At 72.0% G+C, this 18,712-nt stretch carries 15 protein-coding genes; 6 read left to right on the top strand and 9 right to left on the bottom strand.

All coding sequences use genetic code 11. The features are described from left to right. Positions 1-240: 240 nt before the first annotated feature. Together ACIOHG_RS07385 and ACIOHG_RS07380 are read left to right on the top strand one after the other, a co-directional pair. Positions 241-540: a hypothetical protein gene (locus tag ACIOHG_RS07385; RefSeq protein ID WP_400946449.1), complete on the top strand. Its 300-nt coding sequence runs from the start codon at positions 241-243 to the stop codon at positions 538-540. 136 nt (positions 541-676) lie between these two features. Next, entirely contained in the window at positions 677-1,108 is a 432-nt protein-coding gene (locus tag ACIOHG_RS07380) for a hypothetical protein (RefSeq protein WP_400946447.1), read from the top strand. Between the two features lie 54 nt (positions 1,109-1,162). Here the strand turns inward: ACIOHG_RS07380 and ACIOHG_RS07375 are convergent, their stop codons facing one another. Then, on the bottom strand, positions 1,163-1,561 hold the full coding sequence (locus tag ACIOHG_RS07375; RefSeq protein ID WP_400946445.1) for a hypothetical protein: 399 nt from the start codon (positions 1,559-1,561) through the stop codon (positions 1,163-1,165). Between the two features lie 476 nt (positions 1,562-2,037). Between ACIOHG_RS07375 and ACIOHG_RS07370 the strand changes: the two genes are divergently transcribed. Beyond that, a complete protein-coding gene (locus tag ACIOHG_RS07370; RefSeq protein ID WP_400946443.1) occupies positions 2,038-3,555 on the top strand; it encodes an SMI1/KNR4 family protein in 1,518 nt (505 codons plus the stop codon). A gap of 470 nt (positions 3,556-4,025) precedes the next feature. Here ACIOHG_RS07370 and ACIOHG_RS07365 read toward each other — a convergent pair whose 3' ends face one another. The 6 genes from ACIOHG_RS07365 to ACIOHG_RS07340 form a co-directional block, all read right to left on the bottom strand. After that, positions 4,026-5,630, bottom strand: a complete 1,605-nt coding sequence (locus ACIOHG_RS07365; protein ID WP_400946440.1) for a type VII secretion system-associated protein — start codon at positions 5,628-5,630, stop codon at positions 4,026-4,028. Between the two features lie 19 nt (positions 5,631-5,649). After that, entirely contained in the window at positions 5,650-8,436 is a 2,787-nt protein-coding gene (locus ACIOHG_RS07360) for a putative T7SS-secreted protein (protein WP_400946437.1), read from the bottom strand. Then, entirely contained in the window at positions 8,436-9,056 is a 621-nt protein-coding gene (locus ACIOHG_RS07355; RefSeq protein ID WP_400946434.1) for a hypothetical protein, read from the bottom strand. The genes ACIOHG_RS07360 and ACIOHG_RS07355 overlap by 1 nt, the downstream gene beginning before the upstream one ends. After that, positions 9,053-9,472, bottom strand: coding sequence for a hypothetical protein (locus tag ACIOHG_RS07350; RefSeq protein WP_400946431.1), 420 nt, complete (start codon positions 9,470-9,472; stop codon positions 9,053-9,055). Before ACIOHG_RS07350 ends, ACIOHG_RS07355 begins: the two co-directional genes overlap by 4 nt. Before the next feature lie 172 nt (positions 9,473-9,644). After that, positions 9,645-11,258, bottom strand: a complete 1,614-nt coding sequence (locus ACIOHG_RS07345; protein WP_400946428.1) for a purple acid phosphatase family protein — start codon at positions 11,256-11,258, stop codon at positions 9,645-9,647. Positions 11,259-11,391: 133 nt separating this feature from the next. Next, on the bottom strand, positions 11,392-12,156 hold the full coding sequence (locus ACIOHG_RS07340; RefSeq protein ID WP_400946704.1) for an aminotransferase class IV: 765 nt from the start codon (positions 12,154-12,156) through the stop codon (positions 11,392-11,394). A gap of 395 nt (positions 12,157-12,551) precedes the next feature. On the opposite strand from ACIOHG_RS07340, the gene ACIOHG_RS07335 reads away from it, so the two are divergent. The 3 genes from ACIOHG_RS07335 (at position 12,552) to ACIOHG_RS07325 (ending at position 14,360) form a co-directional block, all read left to right on the top strand. Continuing rightward, on the top strand, positions 12,552-13,166 hold the full coding sequence (locus tag ACIOHG_RS07335) for a matrixin family metalloprotease (protein ID WP_400946425.1): 615 nt from the start codon (positions 12,552-12,554) through the stop codon (positions 13,164-13,166). Between the two features lie 49 nt (positions 13,167-13,215). Then, entirely contained in the window at positions 13,216-13,749 is a 534-nt protein-coding gene (locus ACIOHG_RS07330; protein ID WP_400946422.1) for a hypothetical protein, read from the top strand. A gap of 110 nt (positions 13,750-13,859) precedes the next feature. After that, positions 13,860-14,360, top strand: coding sequence for a DinB family protein (locus tag ACIOHG_RS07325; protein ID WP_400946419.1), 501 nt, complete (start codon positions 13,860-13,862; stop codon positions 14,358-14,360). Positions 14,361-14,385: 25 nt separating this feature from the next. Here ACIOHG_RS07325 and ACIOHG_RS07320 read toward each other — a convergent pair whose 3' ends face one another. Then, positions 14,386-16,044, bottom strand: a complete 1,659-nt coding sequence (locus ACIOHG_RS07320) for an FAD-binding dehydrogenase (RefSeq protein WP_400946417.1) — start codon at positions 16,042-16,044, stop codon at positions 14,386-14,388. A gap of 151 nt (positions 16,045-16,195) precedes the next feature. Beyond that, positions 16,196-18,628 carry an endonuclease/exonuclease/phosphatase family protein gene (locus ACIOHG_RS07315; RefSeq protein ID WP_400946415.1) on the bottom strand — a complete coding sequence of 811 codons (2,433 nt, stop codon included), beginning with the start codon at positions 18,626-18,628 and terminating at the stop codon, positions 16,196-16,198. Positions 18,629-18,712 lie beyond the last annotated feature (84 nt).

Below are 18,712 nucleotides of genomic sequence, written 5' to 3'. Positions count from 1 at the left end.
GGCTCCCGTCGGCCCCTTGACGGGGTCGGTGGGAGCCGATCAGCTGAAGCCCAAGAGAACACAAAGAGGGGAATCAACGATATGCACCGCGGACCTGCTCTCCCGGCCACCGCCGCCGGAATGATTCTTTTAATCTCCGGCTGCTCCAGCTCGGCAGAACCTGCACCGCCGTCGCCCACCCCCTCATCAGCTGCTCCTGCCCAGCAGCCCTCCCACCCGACCACGCCCCCATCCCTCGACATGCCCGAGCTCCCGCCCGCGTCCGCCGGCATGAAAACGCTCCTCACCGCTCCCCTGCGGGAAGCCGGATCGACCGCCGGGTCGTTCTCGGCAGCGGCCGGGGAGTTGGACGTCACGATGTTCTGCACCGACGGCGACCTCGTCGTCCACCTCGACCCCGTCTCGACGACCACCATCCCCTGCCCACCGGGCGTCGTGACGCCCGTGAAGGACGTCTTCCACCTCGGCTCCCCCAAGGACCTGACCGTCCGGGTCGAGGCACCGCCCGGCGCACGCTGGAACATGCGGATCGAACAGTAAGTACCCGCGTCTGCTCCTCGGGCGCGTATTTGCCCAGGTCAGGAATCGAACATGCCCTGGGCATCGGGTTGGATCGGTGCGCCAGGCGGCCCGGGTGGGACGGGCCCAGCATTGAAATCGGCCAGGCTGGCGCGAGGTGCGTGCAGCCGAGGTCGTGCCGCTGTCTGCGGCGTGGAAGGTCGTGGTCGAGATGTCGGAGAAGCAGCCGGACGAATCTGGGGCCGCTCCTCGTGAAAAGTTCGCCCGCTGGGGCCCCGGAGCGTTGCCACCCGAGGAGTTCGGCTCCCTTCCGGGGCGGAGACCGATGGCCGTCCCGCCGACGATGATCGTCCCGAAGTCTCCGGGGGTCGCGGTGCCGGCCTCGTTCTTCCTGCCCGGTCTCGGGTCCATGTTCAGCGGAAACGGGGGGAAAGGGGCTCTGATCCTGGTGCTCTGGCTGGTGTCCTCGTTCTTCTGGTGGCTCCTCTTCCTCGGGCTCCTCGCTGCCCTGGGATTTTGGATCTGGGGCATGGTGCAGGGATATAACAACGCGGTGGCATGGAACCGACGCCATGGCCTGATCAGCTGACGGGTGAACAGCGCTCGGCTTCGGGGGCGGGGCGGTCCCATCGGCGGGGGCTGCTCAGAGATCGCAGAGGAGCCGGGCCGGGACGGTGAGGAGGAACAGCTGCCCGGTCTCGGCCGCGGGCCGGAGGTCGAAGACGCTGGTGAAGTCGCCGGTGACCAGCAGGAGGACGTGGCAGTCGCGGACGCGTCGGCGCCAGTGCCGGTCCGCGCCCACCTCGCCGTCGAACCAGACAGCGCCGCCGGGCCGGTGGACGGTCAGGTGGGCGTCCGTGAGGGTCGCTGACCAGCCGGGATGCGGGCCGGTGTCCAGGTCTGCGGTGCCGCGTCCGGCCCAGCCCTCCTCGGCGAGCGCCTGGCGGTCGGGGGTAGCGGGGACGATCAGCGCGGGGCGGCCATCAGATAGCAGCTCGGGCCAGGGCCTGCCCTCCAGCCCGGTACCACTGATCATCTCCATGCCAATACTCTTCCCCTGTCCGGGCCGCCGACGCCGCCCGAGGGTCAACATCATCGGGCAGGAAACAGCGCCGGGGCGGACGAACAGCCTGACGGGTACTCAGGAGTGGTGGGGGAGTGGACCACGGGCGTGCCCCGATCGGTACGACAAGGCGCTGCTCTGCCCAGAGGCCGTGGCTGCCGATGACGCAACGGGCGACGTCGGGCGCGGCCGACGGCGATGTTGAGCAGGTTCGGCTGTTTGGCTGCCCACTCCCGCGTGCTGGGCGGGCCTGGATCGGCGCCCGGGACGAGCGCGATCACGTTGGCCTCCTTGTCCTGGGCGGTATGGACCATGCCGACCCGCCCTTGCTTCAACCGCCTGTTACAGACTCTGTTGACCCTGCCCGCCACTACGCGGAAGGGACTGATTCGGGGGCGACCCACCGCCACGGGTCCCCACTCAGATGTCGGTCGGCGAAGGTAAGTTCGGGAGCCGTGACCATATTGAACCGCTGCCACGGCGCAGCCTGCCCAGCCACCGCCCTGGTGCCACAGCAGGACGTGTGGAAGACCGAGGACATCCTGTCGGCCGCCCGGCGCGCGGTCGACCGGGCCGGGGCCGGCCGGATCCTTGAGCATGTACTGCTCACCCATGCGCGTGAGGTCCGCTTCCGGGTTGCGCAGGTCCTCGCCGAGGTGGCACCGGCCGCGGCGGCCGCGGCCGCCGAGCAGATCCGAGACTTCCTCGGCGGCCGGCGCGGCGACCCGCTGGGCCGGGCCGCGACCGGGCGGCCGAGCGAGGCCGAAGCGCTGGCCTACCAGGTGCTGCTGGCAGTGCTCGGTACGCCGGCCGGGGACCTTGACGCGCTCGTGGCGGCCGCCGACGACTCCACCTTCCTCGATGTCGCCGCCGCCTACGGGATGCTCGGACCGCGGCAGGGCCGGACGGCGGCCGACCGCCTCACGGCGATCGCGCGCGCCGGCGGGCACCACGCCGCCAGGATCTACCAACCGATGCTGCTGCTGGGGCCGCAGTACCATCCGCTGCTGCACGAGATCCTGACCGAGATCGTCGACGCCGGGACTCCACTGCACGGCCTGGTCGACTCCCCCGACGTGCGCGCCGCCGGATTCCAGGAACTCGCCGCCGGCCTGGCGCTGCGCTCGCTACCCCTCGGCCCCGACTACGCGATCCGGCGCCGCCACCACCGCGAGACCGACACGGTCAGTCAGGTCCTGGCCTGCGGCGAGCACTTCCTGCCGCTCACCCTGGCGGCCCTGACGGCGGTCGCCGCCACCGCATCACTGCCCGCCGACCAGCGCTGGCACGCCGCCCACCGGGCCGCAGACCTGGACGCCGACTCCTTCGGCCGGATCGCGGAGATGCTCCGGGCCCTCGGCGTCGCCGACCCCACCGAAGGCCCGCTGCCGCCCGACCTCGACGAGCAGCAGCGGGCGGCGATCGCCTCCCGGGTGGCCCGGGCTTGGGACCGGATCCGTACGCAACTGCGCACCCGGCACCCGGACTTCGCGATCCACTTCGGCCCGGGCGCGACGGCCGGGGAGATCGCCGCGCTGGAGGCGGAGCTCGGTTTCGCCCTGCCGGCCGACTTCGCCGCCTCACTGGCGCTGCACCGCGAGGTCCGATTCGACGGACTGCTCCACGGCCTGTGCCCGCACCTCGACATCAGCCGGCTGGCCGAGGCCCGGGCAGACGGGCTGGACTGGGAGGAAGGGGTCCAGCGCGATCCGCGGATCCGGGGCGACTACGGCTGGCGTCCCGGCTGGGTCCCGCTGGACTGCCGCGACAGCGACTTCGACGTCCTGGACCTCGATCCCGCCCCCGCCGGCCACTACGGGCAGGTCGTGCGGATCAGCCACGACAGCTGGCCGGACGTGCACGCCGAGAGCTGGCTCGCCATGCTCGAACACGTCGCGGACCTACTGGAGGCCGACCGCCTGGTCGCGGACAGCTCCGACAAGCAGACGCTGTGGCTGCGTGAGGGGGTGTAAGTAAGGGGAGCGGCACCGCCGTGCCCGGGGAAGGTGGCGTACGCGGGAGGTGGCGATGCCGCCCGGCCGCGTGGCGGCCATCGTCGGCATCCGGCGACAACCAGCGCCAAGTCGACTGGCACTTCACCACCGACGACGCACGCGTGAAACTACGCCACCTCTACCCCACCACACAGCAAAACTAAGCCGCGACAATCTACTAGTTCCGCATCGGCCGACCTTTGCCGTCGAGGAGCGGCGACCGGCGCGTGCTCTCGGCGTGCCGGCCGGAAGCCCTCGTCCTGGGTGTCCTCGGGTTTTCGGCCGGTGCGGCGAGCGGGCCCCTCCTGCTGCCCGAGGGCGGGCAAGGAGGGCGGGTGCCAAGGGGGCGCCTCCCCGCCCCCTCGGGGCTGGGAGAGTCGCGACGGGCGAAGGTTGCCCGACGCGGCACTGGGCAGCCGCGCCGGGACCGGGCTCGTCGGGGTGAAGGGTCAGCCGGCGTCGTGGAGTGCTCCCGGTGGGATGGTGACGGTGGGTCGGATGCCCGGGTTGAGCCAGATGGCGGCGTCCGGTGCCTCTGCGGCGAGTTGACGCCCGGTCAGCTCGCGGTGGCCCGGCCAGTCGGCGGGGGCGTGGGCGGGGGAGGTGAAGGCGATGACGACGGGGTCGGTCCTCCCCTGCTGCACGTGGAGGCCGGGTGCGTCGGGGCTGGCCCGCACGGTGAGCGGCGCGTCCCGCAGGACCCGCAGCAGCTCGTCCTCCGTCCCGTACCCGGTCGCGGCGTTCTGCAACGCCGCTTCGGCGGGGCCGGCGGGCGTCGGCATGCCCAGCGCGCGCGGGGACTTGCGGTAGTCGGGGTTGCGCCAGTAGCGGGCCGGGTTGCCGCGCTCGTCGACCTGCCAGGCCCCGATGATCCCGTACCGGGGAACCTCGCCCGCCGGGTCGAAGGCCGGGTCGACCTCGTACAGCCACATGCCGGGCGACTGGCGGGCCCTGGCCCGCAGTTCGTCGGTGATCGGCGGGTCGGCCTGCTCCTGCACCGGAGCGGGGGCCGGGGACTGCGCCGGGGCCGGTGCCGGAGCCGGGGGCTGCACCGGGGAGGGGGCGGGCGCAGCGGGCCGCACCGGGGCCGGGGCGGGGGTCTGGGTGTCGCGGCCGCGTTCGGGGGCGGCGGGCCGCTCCGGTGGCTGCCAGCCGCGGGTGGCGATCTCCCGCAGCTGCGCCACGGACTCCGCCCTGGCATGGGACCCCGGAACGATCCGGCCGTTCTGCACGCCGCCGTCCAGGGTGGCCAGTTCGGCCAGCGCCTGGCTCGGCGCCAGTCCGCGCGCCTTCGTCTCACGGAACCTCAGGACCCAGAAACCCGAACCGTTGTAGGCGTCGTCACCCGCGACGGGCCGCCTCTCCCAGCCGGCCGCGTCGTCCTCGTCGCACACCCAGAGGTAGCCGATCAGACCGCTGCGCGCGTTCGCCACCGCCACGTACTCCACCGGCTTGTCGGTGCGGTAGGCGTAGTGCGGCGGGCCGCCCTCGGCGACGGACATCTGCATGTCCTGGCTCAGCCGCGGACTGGTCCAGCCGTGCGCGGCGGGCTGCGCCGGGGCCGGGGCCGGTGCGGGAGTCTGGGTGTCGCGGCCGCGTTCGGGTGCCTGGGTGCCGCGGCCACGTGCGGCGGCGGGCCGGGGCGGCGGCTGCCAGCCGCGGGTGGCGATCTCCCGCAGCTGCGCCACGGACTCCGCCCTGGCATGGGACCCCGGAACGATCCGGCCGCTCTCCACACCGCCGTCCAGGGTGGCCAGTTCGGCCAGCGCCTGGCTCGGTGTCAGCCCGCGCGCCTTCGTCTCACGGAACCTCAGGACCCAGAAACCCGAACCGTTGTAGGCGTCGTCACCCGCGACGGGCCGCCTCTCCCAGCCGGCCGCGTCGTCCTCGTCGCACACCCAGAGGTAGCCGATCAGACCGCTGCGCGCATTCGCCACCGCCACGTACTCCACCGGCTTGTCGGTGGAGTACGCGTAGTGCGGCGGGCCGCCCTCGGCGAAGGACATCTCCATGTCCTGGCTCAGCCGCGGACTGGTCCAGTCGTACTCGCTCACCGCAGTCCCTCTCGATCGTTCACAGGAATTCACCGAAGACGTGCCACTGGCCATTGTGGAAGACCACGCGATCAGCCCTCCATTGCCGCCCGCGGCCCAGGATCAACTCGCGCTCACCACCGCCGAAGGCCGACACCTTCTCGACCCACAGACCCGGCGTGCCCTCCGGCACCCTCAGGTGCAGGACGGCCTCCTTGCCGCTGAATGCTCCGGCCGGCCCGCCGAGCGAGGTGGAGGTGTACGAATGCTCGTCAATGATCTTGCCGACCATTTCCCTCGGGTCCTGGGTGATGTGCCCCAGATCGGTGCCGCGGGTGACCACCACGTCCTCCGGAACCACGTGCCCGGCCAGCGCCTCGTCCATCTGCTTGATGCACTCGTTGAGTTCCGGCGTCCAACCGTTCCCGCTGCGGAGGTAGCCGTTGATCTCGTGGTAGGTCAGGCCGCCGGGGTTGCTCTCCTCCGTGTAGGCACGGACCGCGTCCGCCTGCGACTTGGGAAGATCCGTCGCGTAGTCGTTCCAGTACTGGGCACCGTACTGGGCCGCCGCCTCGTTGCTCTCGAAGGTCCGCGCGCCGGGCGAGATCTCGGCCTCGGCGACCGCCATCCGCTGGTCGACCGACAGGGCCTGGAACTCCTCGGCCGACAACTTGTGGCCGGACTCCCCGTGGTGGTCCGTGCCGGTGTCGGTGTCCGCCGGGTCGTGGCCGTGGTGGCCGGCCGCAGGGTCGGACGTGCCGTCGTGGAGCTTGGTCCCGAAGGGATCCGACGCCTCGTCGTACGGGAGCTTGTGCTCCGGCGCGGTTCCGTCGACGTGCTTGGGCGCTGCGCCCTCGCCGGGGCCGTCCAGCCACGAGTTGATGTCGGCGTTGGAGGGCTTCTCGGGGTGCAGGCCGCCGGTGAGTTCCTCGGGCGAGGTGGCTCCCGGCTGGTAGCTGTGCGGGGCCTCGGAGTGGACGACCGTGCCGAAGGGGTCGGTCGGCTGCGCGACCGGGCCCGGGTGTTCCGTGGCGGGGTACGGCTCGGGGGTGTGCGCCTGGTGGCCGGGCAGGTCGGGCTCGGGTATGTGAGCGCTGTCCGGCGCGGTCGCGTCCCCGGTCTCGGGGGTGTGGTCGGGCGCCGGCTCGGGCGGGGAGTGCTCGGGCGCGGCGGGCTCGGGCGCGGGCTCGTGGGCGATCGGCTCCGGCTCCGGCTCCGGCGTGTGCACCTGCTGCGGTTCCGGCTCGGGCATGTGCGCCTGGACCGGCTCCGGCTCCGGGGCATGGACCTGCACCGGCTCGGGAGGCTGCTGGGCGTGCACCTGTTCCGGTGCCGGGTGCGGCTGCGCGTACACCGGTTCCGGCGCCGGGGTGTGCGGGACGGAGGTGGGCTGCGTGACGGTGCCGAAGGGGTCGGCGGGCTGCGTGACGGTGCCGAAGGGGTCGGCGGGCTGCGTGACGGTGCCGAACGGGTCGGCGGGCTGGCTGCCGTGCCACTGCGGCTCGGGGGTCGGGGTGTGCGGGACGCCCTCCGGCCACGCCGGGTGCGGTACGGCGCCGATGCCCGCGTGCTCGCCCGCGTTGATCCCGGCCCGCTCGCCCGCGTTGATCCCGGCTCGTTCGCCCGCGTTGATCGCGCCGCGTTCGGCGAGGTTGACCGCCCCCTGCTTGGCGCCGTTCATGGCGAGGTTCTCGACCACGACGCCGGCCTCGCTGCTGCCGCCGGTGACCATACCGGAGCCGATGTTGAAGATCAGCTTTCCGCCGGCCTCGAACGGGTCGTCGCCCCAGCCGGACCCGACCAGCGCCTTGCCGAGCTCGACCGGGTGGTTGGCGGTGGTGACCAGGCCCGCGACGGTCGTGCTGAGGTGGTCCATGTACTGCGCGGGGTGGCTCAGGTTGTACGGGTCCATGAAGTTGAGCCCGCGGGCGAACTTGAGCAGGTCGGCGCCGCCCTTGACGATGCCGCCCGCGAGATGGACGTAGCCGACGGCGGCGACGTCGTACGAGTCGGCGAGGCCCGCGCCCAGCCGGTCCAGGAAACTCGGCTTGGCGGGCGCCCTGCCGATCATGCCGTGCACTGCCTGGGCGGCGGTCTGGGCGGCGGCGTCCCGCTGCTTGCGGGCGTTCCTGAGTTGCTCGACGGCCTGCTCCAGCCCGGCCTGGCCGGGATCGTGGAACTCTCCCGGCCGGGTCGGCGGCGGGCCGGGGTCACCGCCCGCCGCGGCGGTCCGGTTGTAGTGATCGGCGGCCCTGTTGTACTCGTCGACCGTGTGCCGGTAGCTGCTGCGGGCGTCCTCGGAGGCCTGTTTGGCGCTCTTGTAGGTCTCGATCGCCTGCTTCGCCTCGGCCTGTGCCCATTCCACGGTCGCGGCGTAGGTGGACAGCGCGGCCGCGGCGGTCCCGCAGGCCTCGGCGGCGGCGAGCCACATCGGCGGGTGCGGGGCGAACTTGGCGCGGAACGCGTCGGCGGCGGCACCCTGCCAGTGCTCGTGGTCGAGCCTGGTCAGTCCCGAACCGGTCTCCTCGAAAGCGGTGTGGAACTTGTTGAGGTGGTCGGCGGTCTCGTGGATCTTCTTGACGTCGCCGTGCACCAACTCCGTGGGGTCGTCGGTCGTGCCGAGCCCGAGCTCGCCGACGTTCACGCCCATCGAGTCGGCGACGCTGTCGCCCCACTTGTCGACGGCGTGCGCGGCGCCGTCCAGCCCGGCCGCGTCCAGCAGGCCGCCGACGACGTGGGCGTTCGTGTCGACGAACTCGCCGACGGCGTGCTTGCCGGAGTCGACCAGGTGGCCGATGCCGTCGCTGATGCTGTCGAGGACCCCCATCACTGGGCTCCCCGGGTCATCTGCTGGTACTGGGCGTTCTCCCGCTCGGCCTCTTCCTTCAGCCGGGCGGCGTGCTCCGGGTCGTAGGCGAAGTTGGGCTGCCCCAGGGCGACCTTGCTCTCCAGCAGGTCCGCCCCGGTGTTCTTCCACGCGGCGTCGGAGTGGAGGGCGGCGGCCTGGAAGGACTGGACGGAGTAGTCGGCGTTGGCGAACTGGGTGACCGCGTTGTCCTTCAGCGTGTCCCCCCAGGACCTGGCCTCGACCTGCTCCTGGGTCAGGTTCGGGTTGCCCATCGCGGCGCTGTAGACGTCCTTGGCCATGTTGGAGACGTACTGCTCCTGGTCGTGGTAGATGCCCGCGGACAGGTTCAGGCGCTCGGCCAACTGGTTGCCGTCCTGGACCAGCGCCCGCACGCCCCAGGCCCAGCGCTCGCAGAACTCGTCGAAGACGCCCTGGAGTTCGGGGTGGCCGATCTCCATCCCGGTCATCTTCAGGTTGTCGAAACCGCGGCCCACCTCGGCGGTCTCCACGATCCCGATCGACTTGAGCTCCTCGATCGAGTGGTTGATGCCGTCCGCCGCCAGTTTCAGCGCCTGCGGATCCACCCGGTACTCGCTCACGCGCCACTCCCCCCGTCCACCGCCACCTCGTCCGGCACGATCCCGCGCACCGGCGGGAACAGCATCGGGGTGGCACCGGCCGCGTCCAGCGCCACCCCCGTCGGTACCCCGGCCGCTCGGCCGACCTGTTCGAGCAGCCGCCGGCCACGGACCGTCAGGTATGCCAGCTCCGGCTCCCGGTGGCCCCGGCGCGCGGCGAACGCGGCCATCTCGTCCTCGCCGGTGAACGCGTGGACCCAGCGGATCCCGCCCTGGTCACCGGCCCACACCGTGCCCCGGCCGTCCTGCGGCAGGTACAGCAGCGCCGACCGGAACGCGGCGAGCAGCAGCTCCGGATCCCCCACCCCGGCATGCGTCATCCGCAGCTGGTGCACCAGCCCGGCGTTGTCCACGTACTCCCCCCCGATCCCGGTCACCGTCCCCGACCGCGAGAAAGAGTACTCAATACGATCCGTATACGTGCGCAGACGGCGGCTTCGGCACGTGCGGCACGAAGGGGCCGGGATTTCGGGCGCCGCTCGACGACGGGGCCCCCGGACCCGGCAGCACCGGGTCCGGGGGCCCCGCCCCCCGTTCACTGACGCGGCGTCAGTGGCCGTGCTCGCTGCGGCCCGCGCGGCGGACGATCGAGTAGTGGTCGATCTGGCTGCCGTTCTCGGCCAGTGCGGTGACCTTCATGCTGGCCTCGGCGCCCCGGTGGGCCGGGGTGACGTCGACCTTGATGAAGGAGTAGCCGGTGTAGCGGACCCGGGACCAGTGCACGGTCTCGGCGACCTTCACGCTGCCCTTGTCGAAGTGGTAGGTGACCACCTCGTCCTGGTGGTTCTCGTGGCCCTCGTAGGTGTCGGGGGCGTCGAAGGAGTACAGGCTGCGGCCGGCCGCGCCCGCCGTCACGTACACCACGCCGTCCTTGGACGGGTCGATGCTCGCGCCGGACGGCACCGCCTTGCTGACCTTGTTGCCCAGGATCGCGTCGGTGCGCTCGTACACGTGGTTGTGGCCGTTGATGACCAGGTCGACCCGGTACTTCTCGAACAGCGGCACCCAGGCGTCCCGGACGCCGCCGTCCGAGGCGTGCTGGTGGGTGGTGGAGAAGGCGCAGTGGTGGAAGAAGACCACCACGAAGTCCACCGACTCGTCGGCCCGCAGCTCGCGCAGCTTGCGCTCCAGCCACTCGGTCTGCCGGCCCGCGGTGATGCCCAGGTTGGCCGGGATCTCGTACGAGACGTCGTTGGCGTCCAGCGAGATCACGCCGACGTTGCCGTAGGTGAAGGAGTAGACGCCGGGGGCCTTGCGCGGGTCCGGGCCGTTGCCCGGCAGGGTGAAGCGGGCGTCGTCGCCACCGTACCCGTTGTGCGAGTACCAGGCCTCCATGTCGTGGTTGCCGTAGGAGACCATCCACGGCACCTTCGCGGCCACCGTCTCGGTCTGCGCCAGGAAGGCGTCCCAGGTCCGCGCGTTGTACGCGACCTTGTCGCTGTCCTGGCCCTGGCCCATCGGGTCGGCGTAGCAGATGTCGCCGGCGTGCAGGTGGAAGGCCGGCTTCTGCGCCAGGATGACGTTGTCGTTGCCGGCCGCGTGCGCGCTGACGCCCTGGTCGCCGAAGGCGGTGAAGGTGAAGGGCGCGAACGGCCGGTTGTGGCGGCCGTGCCGGGACGGCGCGGTGGTGAAGGTCTGCAGGGTGGAGATCGCCTGCTGCGAGGCCGGGTCGAAGCCCTCGTGGCCCACGCCGTAGTAGTACGTGGTGCCGGGCTGCAGGCAGTTCAGCTCGACGTGCAGGTAGTACTGGTCGACCGGGGTGCCGGTCGGGGTCAGCGCGGGGGTGTGCAGGGCGCGCACCTCGGCCTCGATCTTGTGGCTGAGGTCCCACGGGTGGCGGCCGAAGCGCAGGAACGGCTTCTTGACCGGGGCCGGGACCTGCCAGGACACCCGCATCTGGGTGTCGGCCTCGGCGCCGAACTGCAGGTGGCGGCCGACCGGCGCGACCAGCGAGCCGGTCACCGTGTCCGCCGTGCCGCCGGCCGGGGCGGCGAAGGCGGTGCCGGAGCCCATCGCCCCGCCGACCGCGAGCGCGCCGACCGTCACCGCGCCGGAGCGCAGCAGCCTGCGGCGGGACAGCTTGCTGCGGAGGTACTCGTGCTGCTCGGCCATGCTCATCCGGGCGGCGAGCTGGGCGGGCACGCCCATGTTGGGGATATCCATGCGCGGGAGACTGTCAGCGGCCGGTGGCCGCCACCCGCCCGGTCGGTGAACGGGCGTCATCCTGCCGGTCTGGCCGAGCACATGATCCGACCATGTGTTGGTAAAACCGCTCGTGGACCGGCCTCCGCACCACTCAGAGTGGCTCGCCCGGCACGGCCAGGTACGCCGCCCGCAGCCGGGCCGCCCCGTCCACCGCGAACTCCCGGCCGTCCACCGCCACCACCGGGCGCACCCCGACCGCCGCGTTGGTGGCGAACACTCCGTCCACGCCCGCGAGTTCCGGCCCGACCCGCTCCTCGGCGCCGCCGACCGCCGCGCGCAGCAGCGCCATCGCGGTGCCCGCCAGGTAGGCGCCGCGCGGCCAGAGCACCTCGCCGCCGCGCAGGAAGCCGACGTTCCAGGTACCGCCCTCGGTGACGGCGCCGGTCCCGTCCACGAACAGCGCGTCGTCGTACCCGGCCTGCTGGGCCAGCCGGCGCTGGCGCAGCGCCCCGAACAGGGCGACGCTCTTCACCTCGGGCAGCTCCCGCTCGAACCGGGCCGTCCGGACCCGCAGCGGGCCGGGTGCCCCGGCCGCCACCGGACGGGACGTCACCAGCACCCGGGGCTCGGCCCGGCCGCCGATGCTGCCCAGGTCGATCGCCGGGTCGAAGAGCGTCACCCGCACCGCGGCCGCCCCCGCCGCCGGGGCCCGCCGCCGGGCGAACTCCCAGATCCGGTCCCGGTCCGGCCGCACCCCGAACAGCGCCGCGCAGTCCCGCTCCAGCCGCTCCAGGTGCAGCCCCAGCCCGCGCACCCGGCCGTCCTCCACCACCATCGTGGTGAAGTGCCCGTAGTTGGTCAGCGCCAACGCCTGCAACTGGTCCGCCGTCACCGGCCGCCCGTCCAACTCCGCCACCACGCCGTCTCCGCTCACGCCCCCATTCTCCGGCCCGCCCGACCGGGCGCGGCGCATGATCGCCGTTCGCGGCACCGCATGCCACGAACAAGCCCCCTCCATGGGCACGAAATGAACCGGACCGGAGCGAACTGCGGCAATCAGGACATCCAGTCGCTTCGGATCAAAATTCCATGGCAAAGAGAAGGAATTGATCAACCCTCGAATTCCCACTGCGAAGCATCGGGAATTCGATCATCCACTTTTCTGTGGCCCTTGCGCCCTCCGAACAAGGGTGGTTCGATTGCGTCCGACGCGAACGCCAGCGATCCGTCAATACATCGACAGAGCCCTCGGGGTGCCGGATAGAATTTCCCTGCGCCCTTCGAGCGGCTCTCGATCCCAGGGGAGGGGAAATGAGTTTTTCTGATCCGATCCGCAGGAGATCGTCTTCTGCCACGAACTCCGCGCGCCTCGGCAAGGGTCTGGCGGCGACCGTCGGCTCGCTCCTGCTGGCCCTGAGCGGTCTCGCCGTCGGCACCCAGCCGGCCGGCGCGTACACCCTCGAAGGGCTGAAGTGGCACGGAACCCAGGACAGCGGCTGCTGCGCCCACATCAACGTCAAGTACCGGGGCTTCAGCTACGGCGGCAACCAGACCGCGATCGACGACGCCATCTCGGCCTGGAACGGCAGCCCGGCCAACGTGCTGCTGTGCGCCAACTGCGCGGGCAACCTGACGGCCGGGGACGAGAACAACTCGGCCGACGGCTGGTACGGACTCACCTCGTGGAGCACCTCGTCGAGCTGGGGCAGCCACTACTTCGGGAACGTGACCCTGACGCTCAACTGGTCCGGCATGAGCGGCCTGAGTTCTTCCGGACGCAAGGAAGTGGCCATGCACGAGCTGGGCCACGCGATGGGACTGGGGCACACGTCGGGCTGCATCGGTGTCATGGAAGGCAGCAGCACCATCTGCGGGTACACCACCCCGCAGAGCGATGACGTCAACGGCATCAACAGTCTCTACTGAGGATCGGAGAACCATGCTGTCCAGAGGCAGAACCATCTCCTTGGCCGTCTTGGCCACCGCAGTCGGCCTCCTCGCCACCGGGTGCTCGCAGCACAGCGATCAGCCGGTCCAGCACGTCCAGGCCAAGTGGGCGCCCGGCTACGGTGACGTGAAGGAACTCGACGCCCACAGCGACCTGGCCGTCGCCGGCCGGTTCAGCAAGAACCTCGGCGAGAAGACCGACAACAACGGCGTCACCCGGACCGACTTCGAGTTCACCATCACCAAGCAGCTCTCCAATCACAAGGGGGATGCGGTTGGCGCGAAGACCATTCTCATCCGCCAGACAGGTGGAAAGAACATCCAGTCCGAGGACGACACCCTGTTCCAGGAGGACGAGAAAGCCGTCCTGTTTCTGCGGGAATTCGCACCCGGACAGTACGCCGTGATCAGCGGGCCCAACGGGCGTTTCAACCTCACCGATCCCAAGGGTGTCACGGGGCAGGCGGCCGCAAGCACCGAAGCAACGGTCTCCCCCTTCAACAATGAGACCGCCAAGTTCTCCGGCAGCCTGGGCCAGCTCACCACGCTCCTGGGCCAGTGACGGGCCGGTGTCCGTCGCATCGGCAACGCGCCTGTGCGGCGGACACCGGGCGTCCCCGGTCGGCGGAAATCCCGGTGCCGCGCCACCGGGTCGGCGGATAGGTTCGCGGGATGACCGAGACCGAGACGCAGCGCCGCCCCGTGCCCTTCGACGACAACGGGGAGTCGGACACCGCGCTCGCCTTCCTGGCCTTCGCCCGGGAGTGCGTGGTGAAGAAGACCGACGGGCTGACCGAGGAGCAGCTGCGCCGGGCCCTGGTGCCGACGGGGACGTCGCTGCTGGGCCTGGTGCACCACCTGGCCACCGCCGAACTGCACTGGTTCGGCCACCACGTGGCGGGCCGGGCCGAGGACGAGCAGCACGACTTCGGGATGGACGTGCCGGCGGAGCTGACGGCCGACCAGGTACTGGCCCGCTACCGGGCGGCGATCGCGGCGAGCGACGCCGTGCTCCGCTCCTCCGAGGACCTGACCCGCCCGGTGGCCCTCCCGATCCGGGACGAGTACCTGTCGGTGCGCTGGGTGGTCGCCCACATGACCAGCGAGACGGCCCGGCACGCCGGGCACGCCGACATCCTGCGCGAGCAGATCGACGGCGTGACCGGGCGTTAGCGACGGCTCAGGCGGTGGCGGCGGCTCAGGCGGTGGCGGCGGCCGCCGCGCGGCCGGCGGCCCGGCCGGAGAACAGGCAGCCGCCGAGGAAGGTGCCCTCCAGCGAGCGGTAGCCGTGGATGCCGCCGCCGCCGAAGCCCGCCGCCTCGCCGGCCGCGTACAGGCCGTCCAGCACGGTGCCGTCGGCGCGCAGGACCCGGGAGTCGAGGTCGGTCTGCAGGCCGCCGAGCGACTTGCGGGTGAGGACCCGGAGCCGGACGGCGATCAGCGGGCCGGCCTTGGGGTCGAGCAGCCGGTGCGGGCTCGCGGTGCGGATCAGCTTGTCGCCGAGGTAGCGCCGGGCCCCGTGGATGGCGGTGACCTGGAGGTCCTTGCCGAACGGGTTGGCGATCTCGCGGTCCCGGGCCTCGATCTGGCGGCGCAGCTCGGCGCCGTCCAGGGCGGGGGCGGCGCCCTGCCGCTCGTTCATGCCGCGGACCAGTTCCTCCAGCGTGTCGGCGACCACGAAGTCCGGGCCGTGCTGCTTGAACGCCTCGACCGGGCCGGTCGCGCCGGGCAGCGCGCGGCCGAGCACCTGCCGGATCGAACGGCCCGTCAGGTCGGGGTTCTGCTCGGAGCCGGAGAGCGCGAACTCCTTCTCGATGATCTTCTGGGTGAGCACGAACCAGGTGTGGTCGTGCCCGGTGCGCATGATGTGTTCGAGGGTGCCGAGGGTGTCGAAGCCGGGGAACAGCGGAACGGGAAGGCGCTGTCCGGTGGCGTCCAGCCAGAGCGAGGACGGGCCGGGCAGGATCCGGATGCCGTGCCGGGCCCAGATCGGGTTCCAGTTCTCGATGCCCTCGGTGTAGTGCCACATCCGGTCGCCGTTGATCAGGTTGCCGCCGGCCGCGCCCGCGACGTCCAGCAGCAGGCCGTCGACGTGCGCGGGGACGCCGGAGAGCAGGTCGGCGGGCGGGGTGCCGAGCCGCTCGGGCCAGGCGGCCCGGACCTTGGCGTGGTTGCCGCCGATGCCGCCGGAGGCCACGATCACGGCCTGGGCGCGCAGTTCGAAGTGCCCGGCGACCTCGCGCGAGCTGGCCTCGCCGCGCGGCACGGCGGACGGGGCGAGCAGTTCGCCGGTGACGGTGTCGAGCGAACCGCCGCTCGCCGCCAGGCCGGTGACGCGGTGCCGGAACCGCAGCTGCACCCGTCCGGCCCTCACCGCCTCGCGGACCCGGCGGGCGAACGGCTCGACGATGCCGGGGCCGGTGCCCCAGGTGATGTGGAAGCGCGGCACGGAGTTGCCGGGGCCGGTGGCCAGCAGGCCGCCGCGCTCGGCCCAGCCGACCACCGGGAACAGCCGCAGGCCCTGGGCGTGCAGCCAGGCGCGCTTCTCGCCGGCCGCGAAGTCGACGTACGCCTCGGCCCAGCGGCGCGCCCAGAGGTCCTCGTCCCGGTCGAAGCCGGCCGTGCCGAGCCAGTCCTGCCAGGCGAGTTCGCGCGAGTCCTTGATCCGCAGCCGGCGCTGCTCGGGCGAGTCGACCAGGAACAGCCCGCCGAAGGACCAGTGCGCCTGCCCGCCGAGCGACCCGGCCGGCTCCTGGTCGAGCAGCAGCACCTTCCGCCCGGCCTCGGCCAGTTCGGCGGTCGCGGCGAGGCCCGCGAGGCCCGCTCCGATCACGATGACGTCGGCGTCGTAGGCCATGCGGGGGTCCTTCCAAACCTGGCTCCGGAGTCCCATGATCCTCCGGCCTTCCCGTCCCGCGGTCAACCCGCCGGCAACTCCGCCGGCCTTCCCCGGGAACGCGCGGGAGCCCCGCCCGGTCGGGACCGGGCGGGGCTCCTCGGGCGGAGCGTCAGGGCTTGATCCGGACGATCTGCGGGTCGTGGTCGGACGCCTGGGAGGCGAACTCGCTGTTGATGTGCACCACGTCGTAGCGGACGTGCTGCCGCTTGAACGCGTTGCTGACCAGGATGTGGTCGAGCACCTGCGAGTTGCCCTGGTAGACGTACGAGTAGCGCTGGTCCTCGGGCAGGTCGTTGACCAGGTCGCGGAGCACGCCGCCCGCGGTGAGGGTCTTCAGCGCGGGCGAGAACTGGTAGTCGTTGAAGTCGCCGAGCGAGACGATCCGGGCGTTCGGGTCGGCGTCGAGCAGCTTGGCCACGAAGGCGTGCTCGACGGCGGCCTGCTGCTGGCGCTGCACCTCGGAGGAGCGGGTGGGGGCCTGGAAGCGGCTGTCGATGCCCTGGTCGCCGCCCTTGCTGTTGAAGTGGTTGGCGATCACGAAGACCGGCTTGTTGTGGAAGCTGAACTGGCCGACCAGCGGCTTGCGGCTGGTGGTCCAGGCCGCGTTGTTGGGGTCGATCCGGCCGGGCGAGGCGGTCAGCGAGGTGCGCTTGCCGGTGCCGGTGACGTCCACGGCGGTGGTGGCGTCGCCGCCGGCGATGTCGGTGAAGGAGACCCGGTCCGGGTTGAACAGGAACACCTGGCGGATGTTGCCGCCGGGCTCGCCGCCGTCCTTGCCGTCGACCGGGTCGATCGAGCGCCAGTCGTAGGACGGGCCGCCGGCCGCCTTGATGGCGTCGACGAAGGTCCTGACGGTGGCGGAGGCGTCCACGGTGCCGTCGTTGACCGCACCGTTGTTGTCCTGGATCTCCTCCAGGGCGACGATGTCGGGCGAGCCGAGGTTGGTGACGACGCCCTGGGCGAGCCGGTCGAACTTCTCGGCGCCGTCGCCCGGGTCGAGGTTCTCCACGTTGTAGGTGGCGATGGAGAGTTCGCTGGGCAGCTGCCGGTCGACGACCTCGCGCTGCAGGCCGTTGTCCTGGACGGTGCCGAGGGTGTTCGCGGCGATGGTGTAGCCGCCGAACTGGTTGTAGTCGAGCGGGCCGGCGGTGGCGCCGGTCAGCTCGTCGCCGACGTTGGCGACCGGGAACGGCTGCTGGGTCAGCGGCGGCAGCGACTGGATCATGATCCGGCCGCTGTTCGGCTTGTCGTAGCCGAGGTAGACCACGCCGCCGCGGTCGGTCCGCGGGTCGGCCGAACTGGCGTCCACCCACAGCTCGTTGTACTTGTCGGTGGCCTGCACCACCGGCACGTCGGCGACCTGGACGTTCATGCCCTCCAGCGACTCGTAGAAGTCGAGGGCGTACTTCGACGGGGCCAGCGGCAGGTTGTCGATCGAGCCGCCGGCCGCGTCGGGGGCGTAGGCGGTCGGTATGTTCGAGGCGTCCAGCACGACCGGCGCGGGCACCGGGTTGCCGGAGGAGAGCACGGTCACCTTCGGGGCGGTCAGCTCGGTGACCGACTGCGAGCCGCCCGCGCTGTTCGGGTAGTACTCGCTGACCTTGGCGCTGACCAGCACCGAGTCGCCGACCTTGACGGTCGGGGCGGCGGAGCCGGTGTAGACGAACACGCCCTCGCTGGTGGCCGGGTCGTTGTCCGGGGCGGTGTCCTGGATCCAGAAGCCCTTGGTGCCGTAGCCGCGGACGCCGGTGACCACGCCGGGCACGTTGGTGACGTTCTGGCCGTTCTTCGGCGACACCCGGGTGGTGCCCTGGATGTCGTGGATGCGCAGCGGGCCGGGGGTGGGCGGGGTGGTCGGCGGGGTGGTGCTGCCGCCGCCCGCGGTCTCGCCCTTGGAGTTGGTCGGCGTCGGGTCGCCGGCCGCCAGGTCCTTGGAGTTGTCGTCGGTGTCGGCGAGCGAGGCCGCGCGGGCCACCGAGGCGGTGTTGGAGGCGCCGGTGGCGGGGGCGGTCTCCCGGACCACGGCGGTGCCGAAGCCCACCAGGTCGACGATCCGCGGGTCGGCGGCGCAGTCCGCGGCGGTCTTGCAGGTCAGCGCGGCGGTGCCGTTGACCAGCGCGACGGTGCCGGAGGTGCCGGAGAGCGCGAGGGTGCCGGTGGCGTCGGCGGCCGGCAGGTCGACGGTGCCGCCCGCGCCGGGGGCCTCGGCGACCAGGTAGCGGCCGCCGGGGGCGACCGAGCCGGTCAGCGGGGTGACGCCCCACTGGGTGCTGGCGCCCGGGGTGCCGGGCAGGTACTGCACGCTGTAGCCGGTCAGGCCGAAGGCCGCGCCGGACGGGTTGCCCAGCTCGATGAAGTCGTTCTTCAGCGTCGCGCCGGAGTTGCCGCCGCCGCCGTAGACCTCGGAGATCACCGCGCCGGTGGACGGCGCGGCGGACGCGCCCGGCAGCGGGACGGTCAGCAGGGAGGCGGCGACCGCGCCGGTGGCGGCGGTGCGCAGCAGGGTGCGGCGGGAGCGGCGGGCGGGGGTGGGGCTGGGCACCGTTGCGGGGCTCCTTCGTGGCAGGACCACGGCCCGGGCGCCGCTGCGGGGCCCGGGCGGGTGTCGGTGAGGGTTCGTCAGGAG

The organism is Kitasatospora sp. NPDC088134 (assembly GCF_044741705.1).
Lineage (GTDB): Bacteria > Actinomycetota > Actinomycetes > Streptomycetales > Streptomycetaceae > Kitasatospora.
Note: the sequence above shows the minus strand (reverse complement) of the source record. Positions and strands in the feature narration are given on the sequence as shown.